This is a genomic window from Phenylobacterium sp. GW821-FHT12F10 (assembly GCF_058806695.1).
In genome coordinates, this window is record NZ_JBXAPY010000001.1 from 1,618,775 (window position 1) to 1,638,722 (window position 19,948).

Consider the following 19,948-nt stretch of genomic DNA (forward strand, 5'->3'; position numbering starts at 1 on the left):
TATAGCTTCGACCCTGAAGCGATGACGCTCCACAGGACGACTGACTCGGGAACGAGGCCCCAGTGGCGAACTCCACGGAGAAACGAATGGCGCGCGGGCAGGCAAGCTCGACTTCCAAGCGGAAGAAGAATGACACCGGTGTCACAACCGAGGGCGCCGGGGGCGCGGCGGAGGGTCCGGTGACCCAGGAGACCTTGCTCAAATTCTATCGCGACATGCTGCTGATCCGCCGCTTCGAGGAGCGGGCGGGCCAGCTCTACGGCATGGGGCTGATCGGCGGCTTCTGCCATCTCTATATCGGCCAGGAAGCCATCGCCGTCGGCGTGCAGTCCATCAAGCAGCCGGGCGATCAGGTGATCACCGGCTACCGCGACCACGGCCACATGCTGGCCTGCGGCATGGATCCCAAGGAGGTCATGGCCGAGCTCACCGGCCGCTTCACCGGGTCCTCCAAGGGCAAGGGCGGGTCGATGCATATGTTCTCGACCGAGGCCGACTTCTACGGCGGCCATGGCATCGTCGGCGCCCAGGTCAGCCTCGGCACGGGACTGGCGCTGGCCAACAAGTACAAGGCCAACAAGAAGGTCGCCTTCACCTATTTCGGCGACGGTGCGGCCAACCAGGGCCAGGTCTATGAGAGCTTCAACATGGCCACGATCTGGAAGCTCCCGGTCGTCTATGTGATCGAGAACAACCAGTACGCCATGGGCACCTCCATCGAGCGGTCGTCCTCCGAGACCCACCTCTACAAGCGCGGCGCCTCCTTCCGGATTCCGGGCGAGGAGGTGGACGGCATGGATGTCCTGGCCGTGCAGGCCGCCGCGCGGAAGGCCGCCGAGCACGCGCGCTCCGGCGAAGGCCCCTACATCCTGGAGATGAAGACCTACCGCTACCGCGGCCACTCCATGAGCGACCCGGCCAAGTACCGCACGCGGGAGGAGGTCGACGAGGTGAGGAAAACCCGCGATCCCATCGATCATCTTCAGGAATTGCTTGAGCAGAAGGGCTGGGCCGACGAGGCCGCGCTGAAGGCCATCGACGCGGAGGTCAAGCGCATCGTCGCCGACGCCGCCGAGTTCGCCCGCACCTCGCCCGAGCCGGAGCTCTCCGAGCTCTATACCGACGTCTATCTGGAGGCCGCCCAGTGACGGACGTCCTGATGCCCGCCCTGTCCCCCACCATGGAGGAGGGCACGCTGGCCAAGTGGCACGTGAAGGTCGGCGACTCCGTCCGCTCCGGCGACGTCATCGCCGAGATCGAGACCGACAAGGCCACCATGGAGGTCGAGGCCGTCGACGAGGGCGTGGTCGAGGCGATCCTGGTTCCGGAAGGGACCGAGGAGGTCAAGGTCAACACCCCCATCGCCCGCCTGTCGGGGGAGGCCGGGGCCACACCCCCTCAGTCGCAGCCTGCGGCTGCGCCAGCTCCCCCAGAGGGGGAGCATCTTGACGCTCCGCCGGCCGCCACCGCCGAGCCAGGATCCTCCCCCCCTGGGGGAGGGGGACCGCGAAGCGGTGGAGGGGGCCAGCCGCCCCAGACTCTCGAGGCAGACCCCAAACCCACCCTGCGCGATCCGGAGCTCCCCGAGGGCGTGAAGCTGGTCAAGACCACCCTGCGCGACGCCCTGCGCGACGCCATGGCCGAGGAGATGCGCCGCGACGAGTCCGTCTTCCTGATGGGGGAGGAGGTCGCCCAGTACCAGGGAGCCTACAAGGTCTCCCGCGGCCTGCTGGAGGAGTTCGGCGACCGCCGGGTCATCGACACCCCGATCACCGAGCACGGCTTCGCCGGCCTCGGCGTCGGCGCCGCCATGGCGGGTCTGAAGCCGATCATCGAGTTCATGACCTTCAACTTCGCCATGCAGGCCATCGACCACATCATCAACTCGGCGGCCAAGACGCTCTACATGTCCGGCGGCCAGATCAAATGCTCGGTCGTGTTCCGCGGGCCCAACGGCGCCGCCGCCCGGGTCGGCGCCCAGCACAGCCAGGACTACTCGGCCTGGTACGCCCAGGTGCCGGGCCTGAAGGTCGTGGCGCCCTATGACGCCGCCGACGCCAAGGGCCTGCTCAAGGCCGCCATCCGCGACCCCAATCCCGTGGTCTTCCTGGAGCACGAGATGCTCTACGGGGTCGAGTTCGACGTGCCCGAGGGGGACTGGGTCGTGCCGATCGGCAAGGCCAAGGTCCGCCGCGAAGGGACCGACGTCACCATCACCGCCCACTCCCGCGCCGTCGGGATGGCCCTGGAGGCCGCCGAGCGTCTGGCGGGCGAGGGGATCGAGGCCGAGGTCATCGACCTGCGCACCCTGCGCCCGCTCGATCACGAGACGGTCGTCGAAAGCGTCAAGAAGACCAATCGCCTGGTCACGGTCGAGGAGGGCTGGGGCCCCATGGGCGTCGGCGCCGAGGTGATCGCGCGGGTGCTGGAGCACGCCTTCGACTATCTCGACGCCCCGCCGGCCCGGGTCCATCAGGAAGACGTGCCCATGCCCTATGCGGCCAATCTGGAGGCGCTTTCCCTGCCCTCGGTCGACAAGATCGTGAAGGCGGTGAAGGCGGTCACCTACCGATGAGCGGGGACGGCTTCACCTGGCGTGCGGGTGGCTGCCACTGCGGCGGCGTGCGGTTCGAGGTGGCCTTGCCCGAGGTCGTCGAGGCCCAGAGCTGCAACTGCTCGATGTGCGCCAAGTCGGGCTTCATCCACATCATCGTGCCCGAGAGCCGCTTCCGCGTGACCAGGGGCATGGAGCGGCTGGCCGAGTACACCTTCAACACCCGCGTGGCCAAGCACCTGTTCTGCGCCGAATGCGGCATCAAGAGCTTCTACCGCCCGCGCTCCAACCCCGACGGTTGGTCGGTCAACGCCCGCTGCCTGGACGAGGCCGCCAGGCTCGACCTCACCGCCTTCGACGGCCAGAACTGGGAGGCCAACGCCGACCAGTTGGCCCATCTGTCGCTGGAGCCCTCATGACCCGCCCCCGCGTCCCCCACCTCCGCCCGAGCGCCTGACCCATGCCCATCGACATCCTGATGCCCGCGCTGTCGCCCACCATGGAGGAGGGGACGCTTGCCAAGTGGCACGTGAAGAAGGGCGACGTGGTGAAGTCCGGCGACGTCATCGCCGAGATCGAGACCGACAAGGCCACCATGGAGGTGGAGGCCGTCGACGAGGGTGTCGTGGACGCGATCCTGGTCCCCGAGGGCACGGAGAACGTCAAGGTCAACGCCCCCATCGCGCGGCTTTCGGGCGAGGGGGAGGCGGCGTCGCCCGCTGCCAGTCAAAGTCCCCCTCAGTCGCAGCCTGCGGCTGCGCCAGCTCCCCCAAAAGGGGAGCATCTGGCGCCGGCCCCAGCGGAAAGCGCTGCGCCAAGATCCTCCCCCTCTGGGGGAGGGGGACCGCGAAGCGGTGGAGGGGGCCAGCCCGCCCAAACCTCTGACGGCGCCCGCATCTTCGCCTCGCCCCTGGCCCGGCGCATCGCCGCCCAGAAGAACCTCGACCTGTCCGCCGTGAAGGGCTCCGGCCCCCACGGCCGCATCATCAAGCGCGATGTCGAGGGCGCGACCCCAGGCGCGGCCAAGGCGCCTGCCGCCGCCGCCTCCGGCGCCGCGAGCGCTCCCCGTCAGGTGCTCAGCCTGGCCCAGATGGGCATACCGGACGGCTCCTACGACCTTGTGCCCCTGGACGGCATGCGCAGAACCGTCGCCCGCCGCCTGACCGACAGCTTCCGCGACGTGCCGCACTTCCCGCTCACCCTCGACCTGGAGATCGACGCCCTCCTGGCCGGCCGCGCCAAGATCAACGCCATGCTGGAGAAGCAGGGGGTGAAGGTCAGCGTGAACGACCTGGTGATCAAGGCCGCCGCCATCGCCCTGAAACAGGTGCCCGAAGCCAACGCCTCCTATTCGCCGGAGGGGATCGCCCTGCACCACCACGCCGACATCGCCATGGCCGTGGCCATCGACGGCGGCCTGATCACCCCGATCATCCGCGCGGCCGAGACCAAGGGCCTGGCGGCCATCGCCACCGAGGCCAAGGACCTGGCGGCCCGGGCGCGGACCCGCAAGCTGAAGCCCGAGGAGTTCCAGGGCGGCACCTTCTCGGTCTCCAACCTCGGCATGTTCGGGATCAAGGCCTTCGCCTCGATCATCAACGAACCCCAGGGCGCCATCCTCTCGGTGGGGGCTGGCGAACAGCGGCCGGTCGTGAAGAACGGTCAGCTGGCCGTCGCCACCGTCATGACCGTGACGCTCACCTGCGATCACCGGGTCGTCGACGGGGCCATCGGCGCCCGCTGGCTGCAGGCCTTCAAGGTGCTGATCGAAGATCCCATCACGATGATCGCCTAGGAGCGGCGCATGAGCATCTACGACTTCAGCGCCGAGACACTCGACGGCAAGGCTGCGCCGCTCTCGGCCTATCGCGACAAGGTGGTCCTGATCGTCAACACCGCCAGCAAGTGCGGCTTCACCCCGCAGTACGAGGGGCTGGAGGATCTGTACCTCAAGTACAGGGACCGCGGCCTGGTGGTCCTGGGCTTCCCCTGCAACCAGTTCGGCGCGCAGGAGCCCGGGAACGCCGACGAAATCGCCAACTTCTGTTCGCTGACCTACGAGGTGGACTTCCCGATGATGCGCAAGATCGACGTCAACGGGCCCCAGACCCACCCGCTCTACGCCTACCTGAAGACGCAGAAGAAGGGCGTGCTGGGCACCTCCAACGTGAAGTGGAACTTCACCAAGTTCCTCGTCGACCGGAAGGGGGAGGTGGTTGACCGCTTCGCCCCCACCGTGACCCCCAAGTCGCTGGAAAGCGCCATCGAGGCCCTGCTCTGATGGCCGACTCCTTCGATCTCATCGTCATCGGCTCGGGCCCCGGCGGCTATGTCACCGCCATCCGCGCCAGCCAGCTTGGTCTGAAGACCGCCATCATCGAGCGCGAGGCCCTGGGCGGCATCTGCCTCAACTGGGGCTGCATCCCCACCAAGGCCCTGCTGAAGTCGGGCGAGGCCTATGAGAACCTCTCCCACCTCGCCGACTACGGCATCAAGGTGGAGAAGGCCTCCTTCGATTTCGCCGGCATCATCAAGCGCTCGCGCAAGGTCGCCGCCCAGCTCAATTCCGGCGTCGCCTTCCTGATGAAGAAGCACAAGATCGAGGTGGTGGAGGGGACCGCCCGGCTCGAGAAGGGCTCGCCCGCCCCCAAGGTGGTCGTGGCCCTGAAGGCCGGCGGCTCGCGCACCCTCACCGCCAAGAACGTCATCCTGGCCACCGGCGCCCGCGCCCGCACCATCCCCGCCGTGGGGCTGGAGCCGGACGGCGACCGGGTCTGGACCTATCGCGAGGCCATGGCCCCCAAGGCCGCCCCCAAGTCCGTCATCGTCATCGGCTCGGGCGCCATCGGCATCGAGTTCGCCAGCTTCTACCGCGCCCTCGGCGCCGAGGTGACGGTCATTGAAGCCCTGCCCCGAATCCTTCCCGTGGAAGATGAGGAAATCTCCACAACCGCCCGCAAAGCCTTCGAAAAACGCGGCATCAAATTCCGCGTCGGCGCCCAGGTCCAGGGCCTCGAAAAGCCGAAATCGGGGGGTGTCAGGATCACTGCATCAACCGGCCAGACCTCCGAAACCCTCGAGGCCGAAGTCGCCATCGTCGCCGTGGGCATCGTCGGAAATGTCGAGGATCTCGGCCTCGAAGCCCTGGGCGCGAAGATCGACCGCACCCACCTGGTCACCGACGCCCACGGCGCCACCGGCGTGCCCGGCCTGTTCGCCATCGGCGATGTCGCCGGTCCCCCCTGGCTCGCCCACAAGGCGAGCCACGAGGGCGTCCACTGCGTCGAGCACATCGCCGGCCTCGCCCCGGCCAACCTCAACGCCCCCATCCCCGGCTGCACCTATTCCACCCCGCAGATCGCCTCGGTGGGGATCACCGAGGCCCAGGCCAAGGAAAAGGGGATCGCGGTCAAGGTCGGCCGCTTCCCGTTCCGGGTGAACGGCAAGGCCATCGCCTCGGGCGAGACCGAGGGTTTCGTGAAGACCATCTTCGACGAGAAGACCGGCGCCCTGCTGGGCGCCCACCTGATCGGCGGCGAGGTCACCGAGATGATCCAGGGCTTCGCCCTGGCCATGACGCTCGAGGCCACAGAGGCCGAGCTGATCGCCACCGTCTTCCCCCACCCGACGATGAGCGAGGCCATGCATGAGGCCTCGCTCGACGCCTATGGTCGGGTCCTACATATCTAGATCCGCTCGATGATCGCCGCCGGGGCCATGCCGCCGGCGGCGCACAGGGTGGCCATGCCGACCGACAGGTCGCGGCGCTCCATCTCGTCCAGCAGGGTGCCCAGGATCATGGCCCCCGTCGCCCCGATGGGGTGACCCAGCGCGATGGCGCCGCCGTTGACGTTGACGATGGCGGGATCGACGTTCAGGTCGCGCATGAACTTGATCGGCACCACGGCGAAGGCCTCGTTGATCTCGACGAGTTGGATGTCCTTCATGGTCATGCCGGCCTTGGCCAGGGCCTTGCGGGCCGCCGGGCCGGGGGCGTTCAACATCAGCTCGGGCGAATCGCCCGCGGTGGAGACCGAACGGATCCGCGCGCGGGGCTTCAGGCCATGGGCCCGGGCGTATTCCGGCGAGGCGATGACCACGGCGCCGGCGCCGTCGACCACACCCGACGAGTTGCCCGCATGGTGGACGTGGTTGATCTTCAGGTCGGGATAGGTGGCTTCCACCAGGCGGCGGAAGGAGAGGCCTTCCTCGTCCAGGGGCACATCGTAGAGGGCGGCGAAGGCCGCCTTCAGGGACGCCAATCCCTCGGCGGTCGTGCTGGGCCGGGGATATTCCTCGCGGTCCAGCGCGACGCTGCCGTCGTCATTGTAGACGGTGACCAGGCTACGATCGAAATAGCCGTTCGCGATGGCGTGTGCGGCTCGGCGCTGGCTTTCCAGGGCGAGGGCATCGACGTCCTCGCGGGTGATGCCCTCCAGGGTCGCCACCACGTCGCCGCAGACGCCTTGGTGCGGCTGCGGATGGATGCTGCGCAGGTGGGTGTTGCCCGAGTCCAGGGTGGGGCCGACGGGGCGCTTGAGGGTGGAGCCGTAGGACATGGATTCCACGCCGCCGGCGACCACGAGATCCTGCGCCCCGGACATCACGCCCATGGCCGCCAGGTTCACCGCCGTCAGGCCCGAGCCGCAGAAGCGGTCGAGCGACATGCCGGCCGCCTCGTTGGCGTAGCCGGCGTCGAGGGCCGCCATGCGGGCGATGCAGGAGCCCTGCTTGCCGAACTGGGTGCCGCAGCCGGCGATGACGTCGTCGATGTCGGCGGTGTTGAGGTTGTTGCGCTCCGCCAGGGCCTTCAGCACCGTGGACAGGATGCGTTGCGGATGGACGCCTGACAGCGCGCCCTTCTCAGGCTTGCCCACGCCACGGGGGGTGCGGGCGACGTCGATGATCCAGGCCTCGGTCATGGGGTGGTCCTCTCAAGCTCAGTTTGCGCGCAAGCGCCGATCGAGGGGCGACCATGGACCCGGCGACCCCACGGCAGCCAAGCGCCGATTTCGTCAGGGCTTCTTGCGCACCAGGGCGTCGATGCTCCATTCCCCGCCGCCGGCCACCGCCAGGTAGAGGAAGGTGAAGCAGTAGAGCACCGCGGCCTCGCCGCCGTTCAGGGCGGGGTAGAAGCCCGCCGGGGCGTGGGCCATGAAATAGGCCACAGCCATCTGACCCGACAGGATGAAGGCCACCGGCCGGGTGAACAGACCGAGCGCCAGGAGGGCGCCGCCGCCGATCTCCAGCCAGGCCGCCACCAGCAGCAGGGTGGGCAGGGGATCGGGCGCGCCGGGCTGGGCCGCCGGGAAGTGGAAGATCTTCATCAGCCCGTGCTCCATGAAGAGCAGGGCGGCGACAATGCGCAGCAGACTCAGGACGCGCGGCGCCCAGACGTCGAGGTTCGGCATGGCTTCCTCCACACGCCTTCCGGGCGCTTGAGCGAAGAGGAGCCGCCATCCCCGACCATCCGTCAAGCTAGGCGGCGCGGCGGCCCTCGGCCTCAACCATGCGCTGGATCACCACATAGTCGGTCTTGCCGGTGCCCAGGACGGGCACTTCGGGAACCTTGATGATCTTCTTGGGCACGTTCAGCTCCGAGGCGCCGATGGCCTTGGCGTGGGCCACCAGGGCCGTCGAATCGGCGTCGCGGCGGTCGGTGACCAGGATCAGGCGCTCGCCCTTGCGGGCGTCGGGCATGGCGATCACCGCGTGACGGCTTTCGGGCCAGACGGCGACGGCCAGGTCCTCCGCGGCGGTCAGGGAGACCATCTCGCCGCCGACCTTGGCGAAGCGCTTCACCCGGCCGCGGATCGTCACCCAGTCGTCGTCGGAAATGTCGACGACGTCGCCGGTGTCATGCCAGCCGTCGGCCAGCGGCTCCACCGAGCCGTCGGGCCTCAGATAGCCGCTCATCACATTGGGACCGCGAACATAGAAGCGGCCGCCGCCGGGAATGCCCTCCACCGGCTCCAGGCGCGTCTGGATGCCCGGCAGCAGGCCGCCGACGGTGCCGCGGCGGTTGTCGATAGGCTTGTTGACCGCGATCACCGGCGCGGCCTCCGTGGCACCGTAGCCCTCGAGGACCGGCACATCGCCGAACCTGTCGCGGATGAGGTTGTGGGTCTCTTCCCGAACCTTTTCCGCGCCGCAGACGATGAACTTCAGGTTAGCCAGCTCGTCGTACTCCGCGACGCGGGCGTACTGGTTCAGGAAGGTGTCGGTGGCCAGCAGGATCGAGGCCTTGGAGTCCTTCAGGAGCGGCGGGATGACCTTGGTGTGCAGGGGCGAGGGATACTGGAACGCCTTCATGCCGGTCAGGATCGGCAGCAGGGCGCCGCCCGTCAGGCCGAAACAGTGGAAGGTGGGCAGGGGATTGAACATCACCCAGTCCGGATCCAGCGGGATGTGGGCGGCGATCTGGTAGACATTGGCCACCAGATTGGCCTGGCTCAGGACCACCCCCTTGGGGGCGCCGAAACTGCCCGAGGTGAACAGGATCACCCCCGGATCGCCCGGCTGGGTCTCGGCCACGAAGGGCTTGGGGAAGGCCGCGGCGGTGGCGGCGAACAGCTTGTCGGCCAGGCCGATCTTCTGCCGCACGTCCTCCAGGTAGGTGACGGTGGAGACCTCCTCCAGGGCGTCGATCAGATCGTGAAGTTGGCCTTGCTCGATGAACCGGTTGGCGGTCAACACCCGCTTGACCCCGGCCAGCTTGCAGGCCGCCTTCAGGTTCCGGATTCCGGCCGTGAAGTTCAGCATGGTGGGCACGCGGCCAAAGGCGTGCAGGGCGAAGAAGGTCACCACCGCAGCCGAGCTGGCGGGCAGCATGACACCCACCCGTTCGCCCTTCTCCGTCATCGCCGCGATCTTGCGGCCGAGCGCGAAGGCGGCCCGGACAAGGTCGGTGTAGGACAGCGGATTGCGCTCCTGGTCCTCCAGGATGAGCTTCTTCGCGCCGTACCTGGCGCGAGCGTCGAGCAGAGCGTCGAACAGGGTTCGTTCGCTCTCAAGCGGATCAAATGTACGCGACAAAGGCGAAGACCTCCCCGATCGGATCGCCGTTTCTTGGAACCTAAGCCTATCGTCGGGGGTCGCCATTGCAAGGATACGTTACAAACCGTGAGGTGGTTTCACGGGGTAGGCGGAGAATTTTCCTCGGGAATCGCGGCGGGGACAGGGGTTGGGGCCGCCCGCGGCGCGACTTCGGCGGCGCGTTCGGCTTCGACCTTGGCGGCGATATAGCCGCTCACCTCGTCCATCCAGGGCTGGCGGAAGCGGTCCTGTTCCAGGTGCAGGGCCGGCCAGGCGCCGGGAATGGCCACGGAGCGGCAACGGGGGAGGGCCTTGCAGAGGGCCAGGTCGGAGGCTGCCGTGCGCGCCGGCAGCAGCATCAGGACGTCGGCCTTCACCAACCCGACGTCGGTCTCCACCGCGCGGCTGGCCGCCTGGTGCGCGCCGCGCCAGCCCAGGCTGGCCGAAGACATGCGCAGGTCGGGATTGGCGGTCTGCCAGGCCTGCTGCACCCGTCCCCGCCAGGCGTCGTGGGTGAGGCCCTGGCCCCGGGCGTCCGGGGACGAGCGGCTCCAGGGCCGCCAGTCGGGGGAGGGCAGACGGCCCAGTCCGGCCCGTCCGGCCAGGGCCTGGGCGGAGTCGGCGCTCACCGCCTTGGGCGCCAGGGCTGGGGCGGAGACGATCACCCCGTCGGCCTTCAGCCCCGTCTCCACGGCCCGCAGGGCGACGATCGCGCCGTCGGCGTGGCCGAGCAGGATCAGGGGCTTGGTGTCGGTCGGCCGGATCACCACCCGGACCAGGGCCCGCAGATTGGCGACATCCGGATCGAAGCTGGGGACGAAGCCCAGGTCGCGGGGCAGGGTGTAGCGGGCCGAGCCGCCCTGGCCCGCGCGCTCCAGGATCCAGACGGTGTAGCCGCGGCGGATCAGGTCCGCGGCGGTCTCGAACCAGGCCTCGGCCGATTCCCCATACCCCGGCAGGATCACGACCGTCGCCCGCGGCGCCCGCCAGCCGGCGGCGACGCCGTAGCGCTGGGCGGGTTTGCCGCCAGTCTGGATCAGGCCCCAGGCCCAGCCCTCGGGCGGATAGAAGCGCGGGCTGAGGGACGGCGGCGCCCGGCTTTCCGCGAACGGGCCCATCACATCGCTCCGACCGCACGCCGCGAGCAACAGGAGCAGAGCGGCGACGGCGAACGCGCGGACCATGCCGTGTTTGAACCCAGATCGCCGCCGTGGCGCAAGGCCGCTCAATCACGGCTTGATCCGAGAGCCTCGAACGCCGATCTAGGGGTCATGGCGACCGTCATCGACACCGTCACCGGCGCAAGGCCGCGACACCCCGAAAAGCAGTCCCGGCCCGACACGCCGATGCTGCGCAAGCCCGAGTGGCTGCGCGTGCGCGCGCCGGGCTCCCCAGGCTACGCGGCGACGCGGGCGACGGTGAAGGAACACGGCCTCACCACGGTCTGCGAGGAGGCCGCCTGCCCGAACATCGGCGAGTGCTGGTCCATCAACCACGCCACCATGATGATCATGGGCGACACCTGCACGCGGGCCTGCGCCTTCTGCAATGTCATCACCGGCAAGCCCCAGCCCCTGGACCCCACCGAACCCGCCCGCGTCGGCGACGCGGTGGCCAAGATGGGACTGAAGCACGTGGTCATCACCTCGGTGGACCGCGACGACCTGGCCGACGGGGGCGCGGCCCACTTCGCCGCCGTGGTGCGCGCGATCCGCGCGGCGGCGCCCGCCACCACCATCGAGATCCTCACCCCGGACTTCCTGCGCAAGCCGGTGGCCGCGGCGGAGCTGGTGATCGACGCCAAGCCCGACGTCTTCAACCACAACCTCGAGACCGTGCCGCGCCTCTACCTCTCGATCCGTCCCGGCGCGCGGTACTTCCACTCCCTGCGCCTGCTGGAGCGGGTGAAGGAGCGCGACCCCGAGCAGTTCACCAAGTCGGGCCTGATGGTCGGTCTGGGGGAGACCAAGGAAGAGGTCATGCAGGTGATGGACGACATGCGTTCGGCCGGCATCGATTTCCTGACCATCGGCCAGTACCTGCAGCCGACCCGCAAGCACGCCGCCATCGATCGCTATGTGACCCCCGACGAGTTCCACGCCTATGAGGAGATCGCGCGGGCCAAGGGCTTCCTGATGGTCTCGGCCAGCCCGCTGACCCGCTCGTCGCACCACGCGGGCGAGGACTTCGCCAAGCTGCAGGCCGCCCGCCGGGCCAAGGACGCCGCGGCCTAAGCGCTTGCGGCATCACGTCACCAAGACGCTGCCCTACGGGCCGGAGCAGCTCTTCGCCCTGGTGGGCGACGTGGAGTCCTATCCCCAGTTCGTGCCCTGGGTCACAGGCATGCGGACCTGGAACGCGCGCACCGACAGCCAGGGCCTGAGCTGGGTGGACGCCGAGGCCAGGGTCGGCTTCGCCTTCCTGAAGGAGAGTTTCTCCACCCGGGTGCGGCGCGATCCGGCCGGCCGTCAGATCGACGTCGCCCTATTGTCGGGGCCGTTCAAGACCCTGCGCAACCAGTGGCGGTTCGAGCCCGACCCCGTCGGAACCCGTGTCGAGTTCGACATCGAGTTCGCGTTCAAGTCGAGGATGCTGGAGGCCCTTTTGGCCGCCAATTTCGGCCACGCGGTCGACAAGCTGATGGAATGCTTCGAGGCCCGCGCCAAGGCGCTCTACGACTAGGTCATCCGGTCGCGCAGGGCCTGCAGGGCGGCCTGGACCGCCGCGAGCTGAATCTCCGAACGGGTTTCGTACTGGAAGAATTCCTGGCGGTGCATCAGGCCGTGGTTGGTCCGCGCCGTGGCGATGTGGACCGTGCCCACCGGCTTGAACGAGGTGCCGCCGTGCGGACCCGCCACGCCGGTGATGGCCACCGAGATGTGGGCGTTCGAGGCCTCCAGGGCGCCCTCCGCCATCATCCGGGCCACAGGCTCGGAGACAGCGCCGAGGTCGGCCAGCAGGTCGCCCGGAATGCCGAGAAGTTCCTGCTTTGCCCGATTGGTGTAGGTGACGAAGCCGCGCTCGAAGACGTCCGACGCGCCGGAGATCGAGCAGATGGCCCCGGCCACCAACCCCCCGGTGCAGCTCTCCGCGGTGACGATGCGCAGGTTGCGCTCGCGAGCCTCGTCGATCAGCAGTCGCGCCAGGGTCTCGATCTCGAGGGAAAACATGCGGCGTGACTCCGACAAAGCTAGGCAAGGGTGAGGCGAGACCACAACATCGCCGCGACCCCGGACACAAGACGATTCGAGACATGACCACGCAGGACGCCGCCGCCAATACCGCCGCGGACCGATCGCCGGCCCTGTTCGCCATCACCGTCTTCGCCAGTGCGGGCCTGGTCTTCCTGGTCGAACCGATGATCGCCAAGCTGGTCCTGCCCCTGCTGGGCGGCGGGCCGTCGATCTGGAACACCAGCCTGGCCTTCTTCCAGGCCGCCCTCCTGGCCGGGTACGGCTACGCCCACCTGCTGCAGCGGGTCCGGTCCATCCGCCTGCAGGCGGGACTGCATCTGGCCGCCATGGTGCTGGCGGCCCTGGTCCTGCCCCTGCACGTCACCGGGGTGTTCGGCGCGCCCAGTTCCGAGCACCCGGCCCTTTGGCTGCTGGGGGTGATGACCGTCTCCATCGGCGCCCCCTTCGCCGTGCTGTCGGCCACCGCGCCGCTGGCCCAGGCCTGGCACGCCCGCACCCTGCATGCCGAGACCGGGAGCGAACCGTACGCCCTCTACGCCGCCAGCAACCTGGGCAGCCTGCTGGCCCTGCTGGCCTATCCGATCCTGGTGGAGCCGCTGGCGACCCTGCACGGCCAGGCCGTTGGCTGGAGCCTGGGCTACGGGGCCTTTGTCCTGCTGATGGCCGCTCTCATGATCTTCGTGACCCGCGCCGGGGGCGAGACCACCCCGGTCGTGGTCGCGGCGGGCGACACCGCCGAGGCGGCGCCCAGCTGGCGCGATCGTCTGACCTGGGTCGTGCTGGCCGCCATTCCCTCCAGCCTGATGATGGGGGTGACGACCCACCTGGCCACGGACGTGGCCTCGGCGCCCTTCCTGTGGGTGATCCCGCTGGCGCTCTATCTGGTCACCTTCATCATCGCGTTCTCGACCAAGCCCGCGATGTCGGAGCAGACCACCCTGATCCTGCAGGCCGCGGCAGTGGCCGCCTGCGCCTCGATCCTGCCCTTCAAGGCCAGCAACCTCTTCCTGCAGCTGTTCATCCACCTCTCGGCCTTCTTCCTGACGGCCCTGATGTGCCACCAGGCCCTGGTGGCGCGCCGCCCGGCGCCCGGACACCTGACCGGATTCTATCTCTGGATGTCCTTCGGCGGCGTGGTGGGCGGCGGGTTCAACGCCTTCCTGGCCCCGGTGATCTTCAACAATGTCTGGGAGTATCCCCTGATCCTGGCTCTGGCCTGTCTGGTCCGACCCTGGGGCGAAGGGCCGGTGGAGCGCTGGCGCTGGGTGACCCTCGCCCTGGGGTGCCTGGCCGCGGCGGGTGCGCCCCTGGCCACCATGGCCGCCTATAGCGGCGAGATCGGCCGGGCCCATCTGATGGGGACCACGGGCCACGACCTGATGCTCGTCCTGGTCAAGGTGTGCCTGGCCGCCGCCGTGGTCTGCGCCTTCCTGGTCCGCCGTCGGGGCATCGTCTTCTTCGGCCTCATCGCCATCATCTCGCTGGCGGCCGAGGGGGCCGGCGACAAGGTCGACGTGCTCAAGAGCTGGCGCAGCTTCTTCGGCGTGGTGCGGCAGTCGGAGCTGAAGCTCCCGGAGATGGGCGGCGCCGTGCGCATGCTCTCCCACGGCACCACCCTGCACGGCGCCCAGGCCCAGGATCCGCGCTGGCGCTGCCGCCCCCTGGTCTATTACGCCCCGGAGACGCCGATCGGTCAGGTCTTCACCGAGGTGGAACGGCGCAAGCCGGCCCTGCGTATCGGCGCCGTCGGCCTCGGGACCGGCGCGGTGGCCGCCTATACGCGCCCGGGCGACCGGCTGACCTTCTTCGAGATCGATCCGCTGGTGATCCGGATTTCCAGCGATCCGGCCCATTTCAGCTACACGACGACCTGCGCCAAGGGGAAGATCGACTATGTGGTGGGCGACGCCCGCCTGACCCTGGCCAAGCAGCCCAGGGACCAGTTCGACATCCTGCTGATCGACGCCTTCTCCTCCGACAGCGTCCCGGCTCACCTGCTGACCGTCGAGGCCATGCGCGGCTACCTGTCCCGTATAAAGCCCGACGGGGTGCTGATCCTGCACCTGTCCAACCGCAACCTCGACTTGCGCAGCCCGGCCATGGCGGTGGCCTACGCCGCCGGCGGCGAGGCCCTGCTGCAGCGGCACGACGCGGCCAAGAGTTCGCCCATGCTGTGGGAGTCCTCCGAGGACGCTCTGATCGTGGCCCGCAACGCTCAGGCCCTGGCGTCCTTCGCCGCCGATCCCCGCTGGAAGCCGACGGAGCCCGTGCTCGTCCGCCCCTGGACCGACGACTACACCAACCTGATCGGGGCGCTCCACGGACGCATGAAGGAACGCTGGGCCTGGCTCCCCTAGAGGGGCGTCTCCACGGTCGCGACCGCCTGGGCCATCAGGCCTTCGCCGCGACCGGTGAAGCCCATCCCCTCGGTCGTGGTGGCCTTCACGCTGACCCGGTCCAGGGGCAGGCCAAGCAGGTCCGCCAGCCGGGCGCGCATCGCGTCGCGGTGCGGGCGGATCTTGGGGCGTTCGCAGATCAGGGTGACGTCGACATTGACGATCGCGCCGCCCTTGGCCGCCACCAGGCCCGCGGCGTGGACCAGGAAACGGTCGGAGGACGCGCCCTTCCATTGCGGATCGCTGGGCGGGAAGTGTTCGCCGATGTCGCCTTCGCCGATGGCGCCCAGCAGGGCGTCGGTCAGCGCGTGCAGTCCGGCGTCGGCGTCGGAGTGGCCGATCAAGGTCTGGTCGTGGTCGATCCTCACCCCGCACAGCCAGACGGCCTCGCCCGGACCCCAGCGATGGGCGTCGACCCCGAACCCGGTGCGGGTGATCCGGCGGCCGCCGGCCAACTGCTCCGCCATCGTGAAGTCCTCCGGATAGGTTAGCTTCATCAGCCGGGGATCGCCCGCGATCAGGGCCACCTTGCCGCCCGCCCGTTCCACGACAGCGGCGTCGTCTGTGGGCTCGGCGTCGGCGGGCCAGGCGGCGTAAGCGTCCAGCAAGGTGCGGTAGCCGAAGGCCTGGGGCGTCTGGGCCCGCCAGAGGCCCTCACGGGAGACCGTCTGGGTGATCAGGTCGGCTCCGCGCTTCAGGGTGTCGGCGACGGGCAGGGCGGGAACGGCGCCGTCGACGCCGGTCAGGGCCGCCAGCAGGCGTTCGATGTGCGCCGTGGTCACGAAGGGGCGGGCCGCGTCGTGGATCAGCACGGTCTCGTCGTCGGTCGCCGACAGGGCGGCGAGGCCGGCCTGCACCGACTCAGCCCGCGTGGCGCCGCCGGCGACGGCCTTCCAGCCCGTTAGTCCGGCAAGCGCCTCGGTTGCATCCCTCATGCGCTCGCCGGCGGTGACCACGATGATTTCTCGGGCTCCGGCGCGGGCCAGGGCCTCCACCGACCAGCGCAGAATCGGCCGCCCGCCCAGGCTTCGCCAGGGTTTGGGCGCTCCGGGCCCGGCCCGGGTGCTCGAGCCTGCGGCGACAACGACGGCAGAAAAGTTCATGGCGACGTTGTTTAGAGGGCGATCGTGTCCTGTCTAGGCTTTACGGCGCCGCAACAATTGCCTAAAAAGGCGGCGATGGGGTTGATTACAAAATGAGCAACACGCTCGCAGTCGGGGATGTCGAGGTGTCGGGGCGGGCGTGGATCGCGCCCATGACCGGCGTTTCGGACCTTCCGTTCCGCAAGGCCGCAAGCAAGCTTGGGGCCGCCTATGTGGCCACCGAGATGGTGGCCTGCGCCGAGTTCTCCCGCGGCCGGCCCGACGTGGTTCGTCGCGCGGCGGTGGGGGAGGGGCTGCCGCTGATGGTGGTCCAGCTTGTCGGCCGCGATCCCGTCCACATGGCCCGCGGGGCGGTCCTGGCCGCCCAGGCCGGCGCCCAGATCATCGACCTCAACTTCGGTTGCCCCGCCAAGGAGGTCACCGGCGGCGCCCAGTCCGGCTCGGCCCTGATGCGTGAGCCGGCCCTGGCCGAAGCCCTGATCGCCGCCACCGTCGACGCCGTCGACGTGCCCGTCACCGTCAAGATGCGCCTGGGCTGGGACGACGCCTCCAGGAACGCGCCGGAGATCGCCGCCATGGCGGAGGCCCGTGGCGCCAAGGCGGTCACCATCCACGGCCGCACCCGCAGCCAGTTCTACAAGGGCGTCGCCGACTGGTCGGCCGTCCGTGACGTGAAGAACGCCGTCTCCATCCCGGTGATCGTCAATGGCGACATCGTCGATGGCGTCACCGCCCGCGAGGCCCTGGCCCAGTCCGGCGCCGACGGCGTCATGGTGGGCCGCGGCGTCTATGGCCGGCCCTGGGTCGCCACCCAGATCGAGACCGAGCTCAAGGGCGGGACCTTCGTCGAGCCCGACGCCGAGACCCGCCTGGGCATCGCCCTGGAGCATTTCCGGGACAGCCTGAATTTCTATGGCGACCGCCTGGGCCTGCGGATCTTCCGCAAGCACCTGGCGTCCTATGTCGATAACGCGCCTTGGCCCATGCAGGCCGAGGCCAGGCAGAGCGCCCGATCGGTGCTCTGCCGCCTGGAGGATCCCGCCCTGGTCGAGGAAGGCCTGATCGCGCTCTGGCGCGATCCTCAAACGAGATTGGCGGCATGAACAGTCGAACACGGGCCGCAAGCAGCGGCGTCAACCTGGATGTCCTGAAGGCCGCGGCCTTCGACCTCTCCCCCGAACCGGCTCTGGTGGTGAACGCCGACGGCGCCCTGGTGGCGGTCAACGAGGCCGCCGAGGCCCTGTTCGGCCAGGGGCTCAGCCTGCTGACCCGCGGCCGCTTCGGCGCCGCCCTGCCGGAAGGCTCGGCCCTGGTCTCCCTGCTCAACCGGGCCCTGGAGGAAGACGCTCCCGTCCGCGAGCGCGGGGTGGAGATCAGCCTGTTCGGTCACCCCTCGTTCGAGGCCGACGGGGCGGCCGCCCCCCTGGGGGACGGCTCGGTCCTGCTCACCCTGCACGTCAAGGGCGGTGCCCTGGGCGGCGAACGCACCGGCGCGGAGGCCGCCGGCCTGCGCACCATCGTGGGCCTGGGGCGCATGCTGGCCCACGAGATCAAGAACCCGCTGATGGGCATCCGCGGCGCGGCCCAGCTTCTGAAGGCCGGAGCCAAGGCCGAGGACACCCCGCTCGCCCAGCTCATCGTCGACGAGACCGACCGCGTCCGTCGCCTGGTGGACCGGATGGAGGCCTTCTCCGACGACGCCCTGCCGGTCTGCTCGCCCATCAACATCCACCAGGTGCTGGACCGCGTCCGGGCCCTGGCGGTCAACGGCTTCGCCGACGGCCTTGTGCTGAAGGACCTCTACGATCCTTCCCTGCCTCTGACCTACGGCGATGAGGACCAGCTGATCCAGATCTTCCTGAACCTGGTGAAGAACGCCTCGGAGGCCGCCCACAGTCGGGGCGACAACCGCGGCGAGGTCACCATCCACACCGCCTACCGGCACGGCGTCCGGGTCCGGGCCGCCAAGGGCCAGGCCCTGCGCGGCGCGCCCCTGGAGATCCGCATCCAGGACAACGGCCCCGGCATTCCCGCCCACCTGCGCGAAAGCCTGTTCCAACCCTTCGTCACCACCAAGGTCAATGGGGCGGGCCTCGGCCTGGCCCTGGTCTCCAAGCTGGTCTCCGGACACGGCGGCCTGATCGATTTCGAATCCGAGCCTGGACGCACGACCTTCCGCGTGCTGCTCCCCATCGCATCTGAAGAGGACGTCTCGGCATGAACGCGATCGCCAACGCCAACAAGAAGATCCTGATCGCCGACGACGACTCCTCGATCCGTCTGGTGCTCAGCCAGGCCTTCACCCGTCTCGGCTATCAGGTGCGCGCAACCGGCAACGCCACGACGCTGCTGAAGTGGGTCTCCGACGGGGAAGGGGACCTGGTCGTCACCGACGTGATGATGCCCGACGAGAACGTCTTCGACGTACTGCCGCGCATCCGCAAGGACCGCCCCAAGCTGCCGGTCATCGTGATGAGCGCCCAGAACACCCTGCTGACGGCGGTCAACGCCGCCGAGGTGGGCGCCTTCGACTACATCTCCAAGCCTTTCGATCTGGACGACATGACCTCGGCCGCGCGCCGGGCGCTCGCCAAGCCCGCGGACTCCGAGGCCTCCAAGGCCCAGGCCCGCGCCGTGCGCGACGAACGCCTGCCGCTGATCGGCCGCTCGGGTCCGATGCAGGATGTCTACCGCACCATCGCCCGCCTGGTGGGCGCCGACCTGACCGTGCTGATCCTGGGCGAGTCCGGCACCGGTAAGGAGCTGGTGGCCCGCGCCCTGCACGAGATGGGCCGCCGCAAGGACGGCAAGTTCGTGGTCATCAACCTGGCCGCCGTGCCGCGCGAGCGGGTGGAGACCGAGCTGTTCGGACGCGAGGACGGCGACCACGGCAAGCTGGTGGAGGCCGACGGCGGCACCCTGTTCCTGGACGAGATCGGCGACATGCCGCTGGACGCCCAGACCCGCCTGCTGCGCGTCATCGACGGTTCGGAGCCGGCGCTCAACCCCAAGACCGGCCGCCGGCCCAATGTGCGGATCATCGCCGCCACCAACCGCGACCTGCGCGGCCTGATCCAACAGGGTCTGTTCCGCGAGGACCTGTTCTTCCGGCTCAATGTCGCGCCGCTTCGCCTGCCGCCGCTGCGCGACCGGGTGGAGGACATCCCGGACCTGGCGCGGGCCTTCCTGCTACGGGCCAACCGCGAAGGCCTGCCGTCGAAGACCATCGACGCCGCGGCCCTGGAGCGCCTGAAGCTGCACTTCTGGCCGGGCAATGTCCGCGAGCTGGAGAACCTGATCCGCCGCATCTGCGCCCTCTACGCCGAGGAGCTGATCAGCGCCCGCATCGTCGAACGCGAACTGGCCGACCAGCAGCCCCAGGTCCAGGGGCAGGAGGGGCCGGTCACCCTGGCCACCCTGGTGGAACGTCACCTCGGCGGCTACTTCGCCGAGCAACCGGACGGCCTGCCGCCCGCGGGGCTCTACGACCGGGTGCTGGAGGAGATCGAGCGTCCCCTGATCCAGCTCACCCTGACGGCGACTCGGGGCAACCAGGTCCGCGCAGCCGAGATCCTCGGTCTCAACCGCAACACCCTGCGCAAGAAGATCCAGGACCTCGGGGTGGAGATGGCGCGCGGGCGTCGCTGAGGGTCGGGTTCCTGACGC

18 protein-coding genes are annotated in these 19,948 nt (G+C 69.2%); 12 read left to right on the forward strand and 6 right to left on the reverse strand.

Annotated elements, in window-relative coordinates; translation table 11 throughout:
- Positions 1-86 precede the first annotated feature (86 nt).
- From pdhA to lpdA, 6 genes are read left to right on the forward strand one after another with little or no spacing between them, the layout of a single operon-like run.
- A complete protein-coding gene (pdhA, locus tag AC1RN5_RS08135) occupies positions 87-1,148 on the forward strand; it encodes a pyruvate dehydrogenase (acetyl-transferring) E1 component subunit alpha (RefSeq protein ID WP_493040704.1) in 1,062 nt (353 codons plus the stop codon).
- Entirely contained in the window at positions 1,145-2,575 is a 1,431-nt protein-coding gene (locus AC1RN5_RS08140; RefSeq protein WP_493040705.1) for a pyruvate dehydrogenase complex E1 component subunit beta, read from the forward strand. Before pdhA ends, AC1RN5_RS08140 begins: the two co-directional genes overlap by 4 nt.
- Positions 2,572-2,973 carry a GFA family protein gene (locus AC1RN5_RS08145; RefSeq protein ID WP_493040706.1) on the forward strand — a complete coding sequence of 134 codons (402 nt, stop codon included), beginning with the start codon at positions 2,572-2,574 and terminating at the stop codon, positions 2,971-2,973. The genes AC1RN5_RS08140 and AC1RN5_RS08145 overlap by 4 nt, the downstream gene beginning before the upstream one ends.
- Positions 2,974-3,014: 41 nt before the next feature.
- Positions 3,015-4,349: a pyruvate dehydrogenase complex dihydrolipoamide acetyltransferase gene (locus tag AC1RN5_RS08150; RefSeq protein ID WP_493040707.1), complete on the forward strand. Its 1,335-nt coding sequence runs from the start codon at positions 3,015-3,017 to the stop codon at positions 4,347-4,349.
- A 9-nt stretch (positions 4,350-4,358) separates the two neighbouring features.
- Positions 4,359-4,835, forward strand: coding sequence for a glutathione peroxidase (locus AC1RN5_RS08155; RefSeq protein ID WP_493040708.1), 477 nt, complete (start codon positions 4,359-4,361; stop codon positions 4,833-4,835).
- Positions 4,835-6,244 (forward strand): dihydrolipoyl dehydrogenase, encoded by a 1,410-nt coding sequence (lpdA, locus tag AC1RN5_RS08160; RefSeq protein ID WP_493040709.1) that lies wholly within the window; start codon positions 4,835-4,837, stop codon positions 6,242-6,244. The genes AC1RN5_RS08155 and lpdA overlap by 1 nt, the downstream gene beginning before the upstream one ends.
- Here the strand turns inward: lpdA and AC1RN5_RS08165 are convergent.
- From AC1RN5_RS08165 to AC1RN5_RS08180, 4 genes are all read right to left on the reverse strand, one after another.
- Positions 6,241-7,476 (reverse strand): acetyl-CoA C-acetyltransferase, encoded by a 1,236-nt coding sequence (locus AC1RN5_RS08165; RefSeq protein ID WP_493040710.1) that lies wholly within the window; start codon positions 7,474-7,476, stop codon positions 6,241-6,243. The two genes, lpdA and AC1RN5_RS08165, sit on opposite strands and share 4 nt — an antisense overlap.
- A 93-nt stretch (positions 7,477-7,569) precedes the next feature.
- Positions 7,570-7,965, reverse strand: coding sequence for a DoxX family protein (locus AC1RN5_RS08170; protein WP_493040711.1), 396 nt, complete (start codon positions 7,963-7,965; stop codon positions 7,570-7,572).
- A 67-nt stretch (positions 7,966-8,032) separates the two neighbouring features.
- Entirely contained in the window at positions 8,033-9,589 is a 1,557-nt protein-coding gene (locus AC1RN5_RS08175) for an AMP-binding protein (RefSeq protein WP_421931464.1), read from the reverse strand.
- A 98-nt stretch (positions 9,590-9,687) separates the two neighbouring features.
- On the reverse strand, positions 9,688-10,707 hold the full coding sequence (locus AC1RN5_RS08180) for an alpha/beta fold hydrolase (RefSeq protein WP_493040712.1): 1,020 nt from the start codon (positions 10,705-10,707) through the stop codon (positions 9,688-9,690).
- Positions 10,708-10,860: 153 nt separating this feature from the next.
- On the opposite strand from AC1RN5_RS08180, the gene lipA reads away from it, so the two are divergent.
- Both lipA and AC1RN5_RS08190 read left to right on the forward strand, forming a co-directional pair.
- Complete coding sequence (gene lipA / locus AC1RN5_RS08185; protein WP_493040713.1) at positions 10,861-11,823, forward strand: lipoyl synthase; 963 nt, start codon at positions 10,861-10,863, stop codon at positions 11,821-11,823.
- Between the two features lie 4 nt (positions 11,824-11,827).
- On the forward strand, positions 11,828-12,271 hold the full coding sequence (locus AC1RN5_RS08190; protein ID WP_493040714.1) for a type II toxin-antitoxin system RatA family toxin: 444 nt from the start codon (positions 11,828-11,830) through the stop codon (positions 12,269-12,271).
- Here AC1RN5_RS08190 and AC1RN5_RS08195 read toward each other — a convergent pair.
- The gene (locus tag AC1RN5_RS08195; RefSeq protein ID WP_421931460.1) at positions 12,268-12,759 is read right to left on the reverse strand and encodes a CinA family protein; all 492 of its coding nucleotides are present in this window, start codon (positions 12,757-12,759) and stop codon (positions 12,268-12,270) included. The two genes, AC1RN5_RS08190 and AC1RN5_RS08195, sit on opposite strands and share 4 nt — an antisense overlap.
- A gap of 83 nt (positions 12,760-12,842) precedes the next feature.
- Here AC1RN5_RS08195 and AC1RN5_RS08200 point away from each other — a divergent pair, with 83 nt between their 5' ends.
- Positions 12,843-15,140, forward strand: coding sequence for a fused MFS/spermidine synthase (locus AC1RN5_RS08200; RefSeq protein WP_493040715.1), 2,298 nt, complete (start codon positions 12,843-12,845; stop codon positions 15,138-15,140).
- Here the strand turns inward: AC1RN5_RS08200 and AC1RN5_RS08205 are convergent.
- Complete coding sequence (locus AC1RN5_RS08205) at positions 15,137-16,282, reverse strand: bifunctional 2-C-methyl-D-erythritol 4-phosphate cytidylyltransferase/2-C-methyl-D-erythritol 2,4-cyclodiphosphate synthase (protein ID WP_493040716.1); 1,146 nt, start codon at positions 16,280-16,282, stop codon at positions 15,137-15,139. The genes AC1RN5_RS08200 and AC1RN5_RS08205 overlap by 4 nt on opposite strands.
- A gap of 92 nt (positions 16,283-16,374) precedes the next feature.
- On the opposite strand from AC1RN5_RS08205, the gene dusB reads away from it, so the two are divergent.
- The 3 genes from dusB to AC1RN5_RS08220 are packed head-to-tail and all read left to right on the forward strand — an operon-like array spanning position 16,375 to position 19,930.
- Positions 16,375-17,385 carry a tRNA dihydrouridine synthase DusB gene (dusB, locus tag AC1RN5_RS08210; RefSeq protein WP_493040717.1) on the forward strand — a complete coding sequence of 337 codons (1,011 nt, stop codon included), beginning with the start codon at positions 16,375-16,377 and terminating at the stop codon, positions 17,383-17,385.
- On the forward strand, positions 17,382-18,503 hold the full coding sequence (locus AC1RN5_RS08215) for a two-component system sensor histidine kinase NtrB (RefSeq protein ID WP_493040718.1): 1,122 nt from the start codon (positions 17,382-17,384) through the stop codon (positions 18,501-18,503). The genes dusB and AC1RN5_RS08215 overlap by 4 nt, the downstream gene beginning before the upstream one ends.
- Complete coding sequence (locus AC1RN5_RS08220) at positions 18,500-19,930, forward strand: sigma 54-interacting transcriptional regulator (protein WP_304701655.1); 1,431 nt, start codon at positions 18,500-18,502, stop codon at positions 19,928-19,930. The genes AC1RN5_RS08215 and AC1RN5_RS08220 overlap by 4 nt, the downstream gene beginning before the upstream one ends.
- The last annotated feature ends 18 nt before the right edge of the window (positions 19,931-19,948 follow it).

What these genes read in the sequence shown, in the direction of transcription:
- AC1RN5_RS08170 (WP_493040711.1), bottom strand. Translation starts at nt 7,965, where the DNA reads ATGCCGAACCTCGACGTCTGGGCGCCGCGCGTCCTGAGTCTGCTGCGC.
- AC1RN5_RS08165 (WP_493040710.1), bottom strand. Translation starts at nt 7,476, where the DNA reads ATGACCGAGGCCTGGATCATCGACGTCGCCCGCACCCCCCGTGGCGTG.
- AC1RN5_RS08180 (WP_493040712.1), bottom strand. Translation starts at nt 10,707, where the DNA reads ATGGGCCCGTTCGCGGAAAGCCGGGCGCCGCCGTCCCTCAGCCCGCGC.
- AC1RN5_RS08215 (WP_493040718.1), top strand. Translation starts at nt 17,382, where the DNA reads ATGAACAGTCGAACACGGGCCGCAAGCAGCGGCGTCAACCTGGATGTC.
- lipA (WP_493040713.1), top strand. Translation starts at nt 10,861, where the DNA reads ATGGCGACCGTCATCGACACCGTCACCGGCGCAAGGCCGCGACACCCC.
- pdhA (WP_493040704.1), top strand. Translation starts at nt 87, where the DNA reads ATGGCGCGCGGGCAGGCAAGCTCGACTTCCAAGCGGAAGAAGAATGAC.
- AC1RN5_RS08200 (WP_493040715.1), top strand. Translation starts at nt 12,843, where the DNA reads ATGACCACGCAGGACGCCGCCGCCAATACCGCCGCGGACCGATCGCCG.
- AC1RN5_RS08150 (WP_493040707.1), top strand. Translation starts at nt 3,015, where the DNA reads ATGCCCATCGACATCCTGATGCCCGCGCTGTCGCCCACCATGGAGGAG.
- AC1RN5_RS08145 (WP_493040706.1), top strand. Translation starts at nt 2,572, where the DNA reads ATGAGCGGGGACGGCTTCACCTGGCGTGCGGGTGGCTGCCACTGCGGC.
- AC1RN5_RS08195 (WP_421931460.1), bottom strand. Translation starts at nt 12,759, where the DNA reads ATGTTTTCCCTCGAGATCGAGACCCTGGCGCGACTGCTGATCGACGAG.
- AC1RN5_RS08220 (WP_304701655.1), top strand. Translation starts at nt 18,500, where the DNA reads ATGAACGCGATCGCCAACGCCAACAAGAAGATCCTGATCGCCGACGAC.
- dusB (WP_493040717.1), top strand. Translation starts at nt 16,375, where the DNA reads ATGAGCAACACGCTCGCAGTCGGGGATGTCGAGGTGTCGGGGCGGGCG.
- AC1RN5_RS08155 (WP_493040708.1), top strand. Translation starts at nt 4,359, where the DNA reads ATGAGCATCTACGACTTCAGCGCCGAGACACTCGACGGCAAGGCTGCG.
- AC1RN5_RS08205 (WP_493040716.1), bottom strand. Translation starts at nt 16,282, where the DNA reads ATGAACTTTTCTGCCGTCGTTGTCGCCGCAGGCTCGAGCACCCGGGCC.
- lpdA (WP_493040709.1), top strand. Translation starts at nt 4,835, where the DNA reads ATGGCCGACTCCTTCGATCTCATCGTCATCGGCTCGGGCCCCGGCGGC.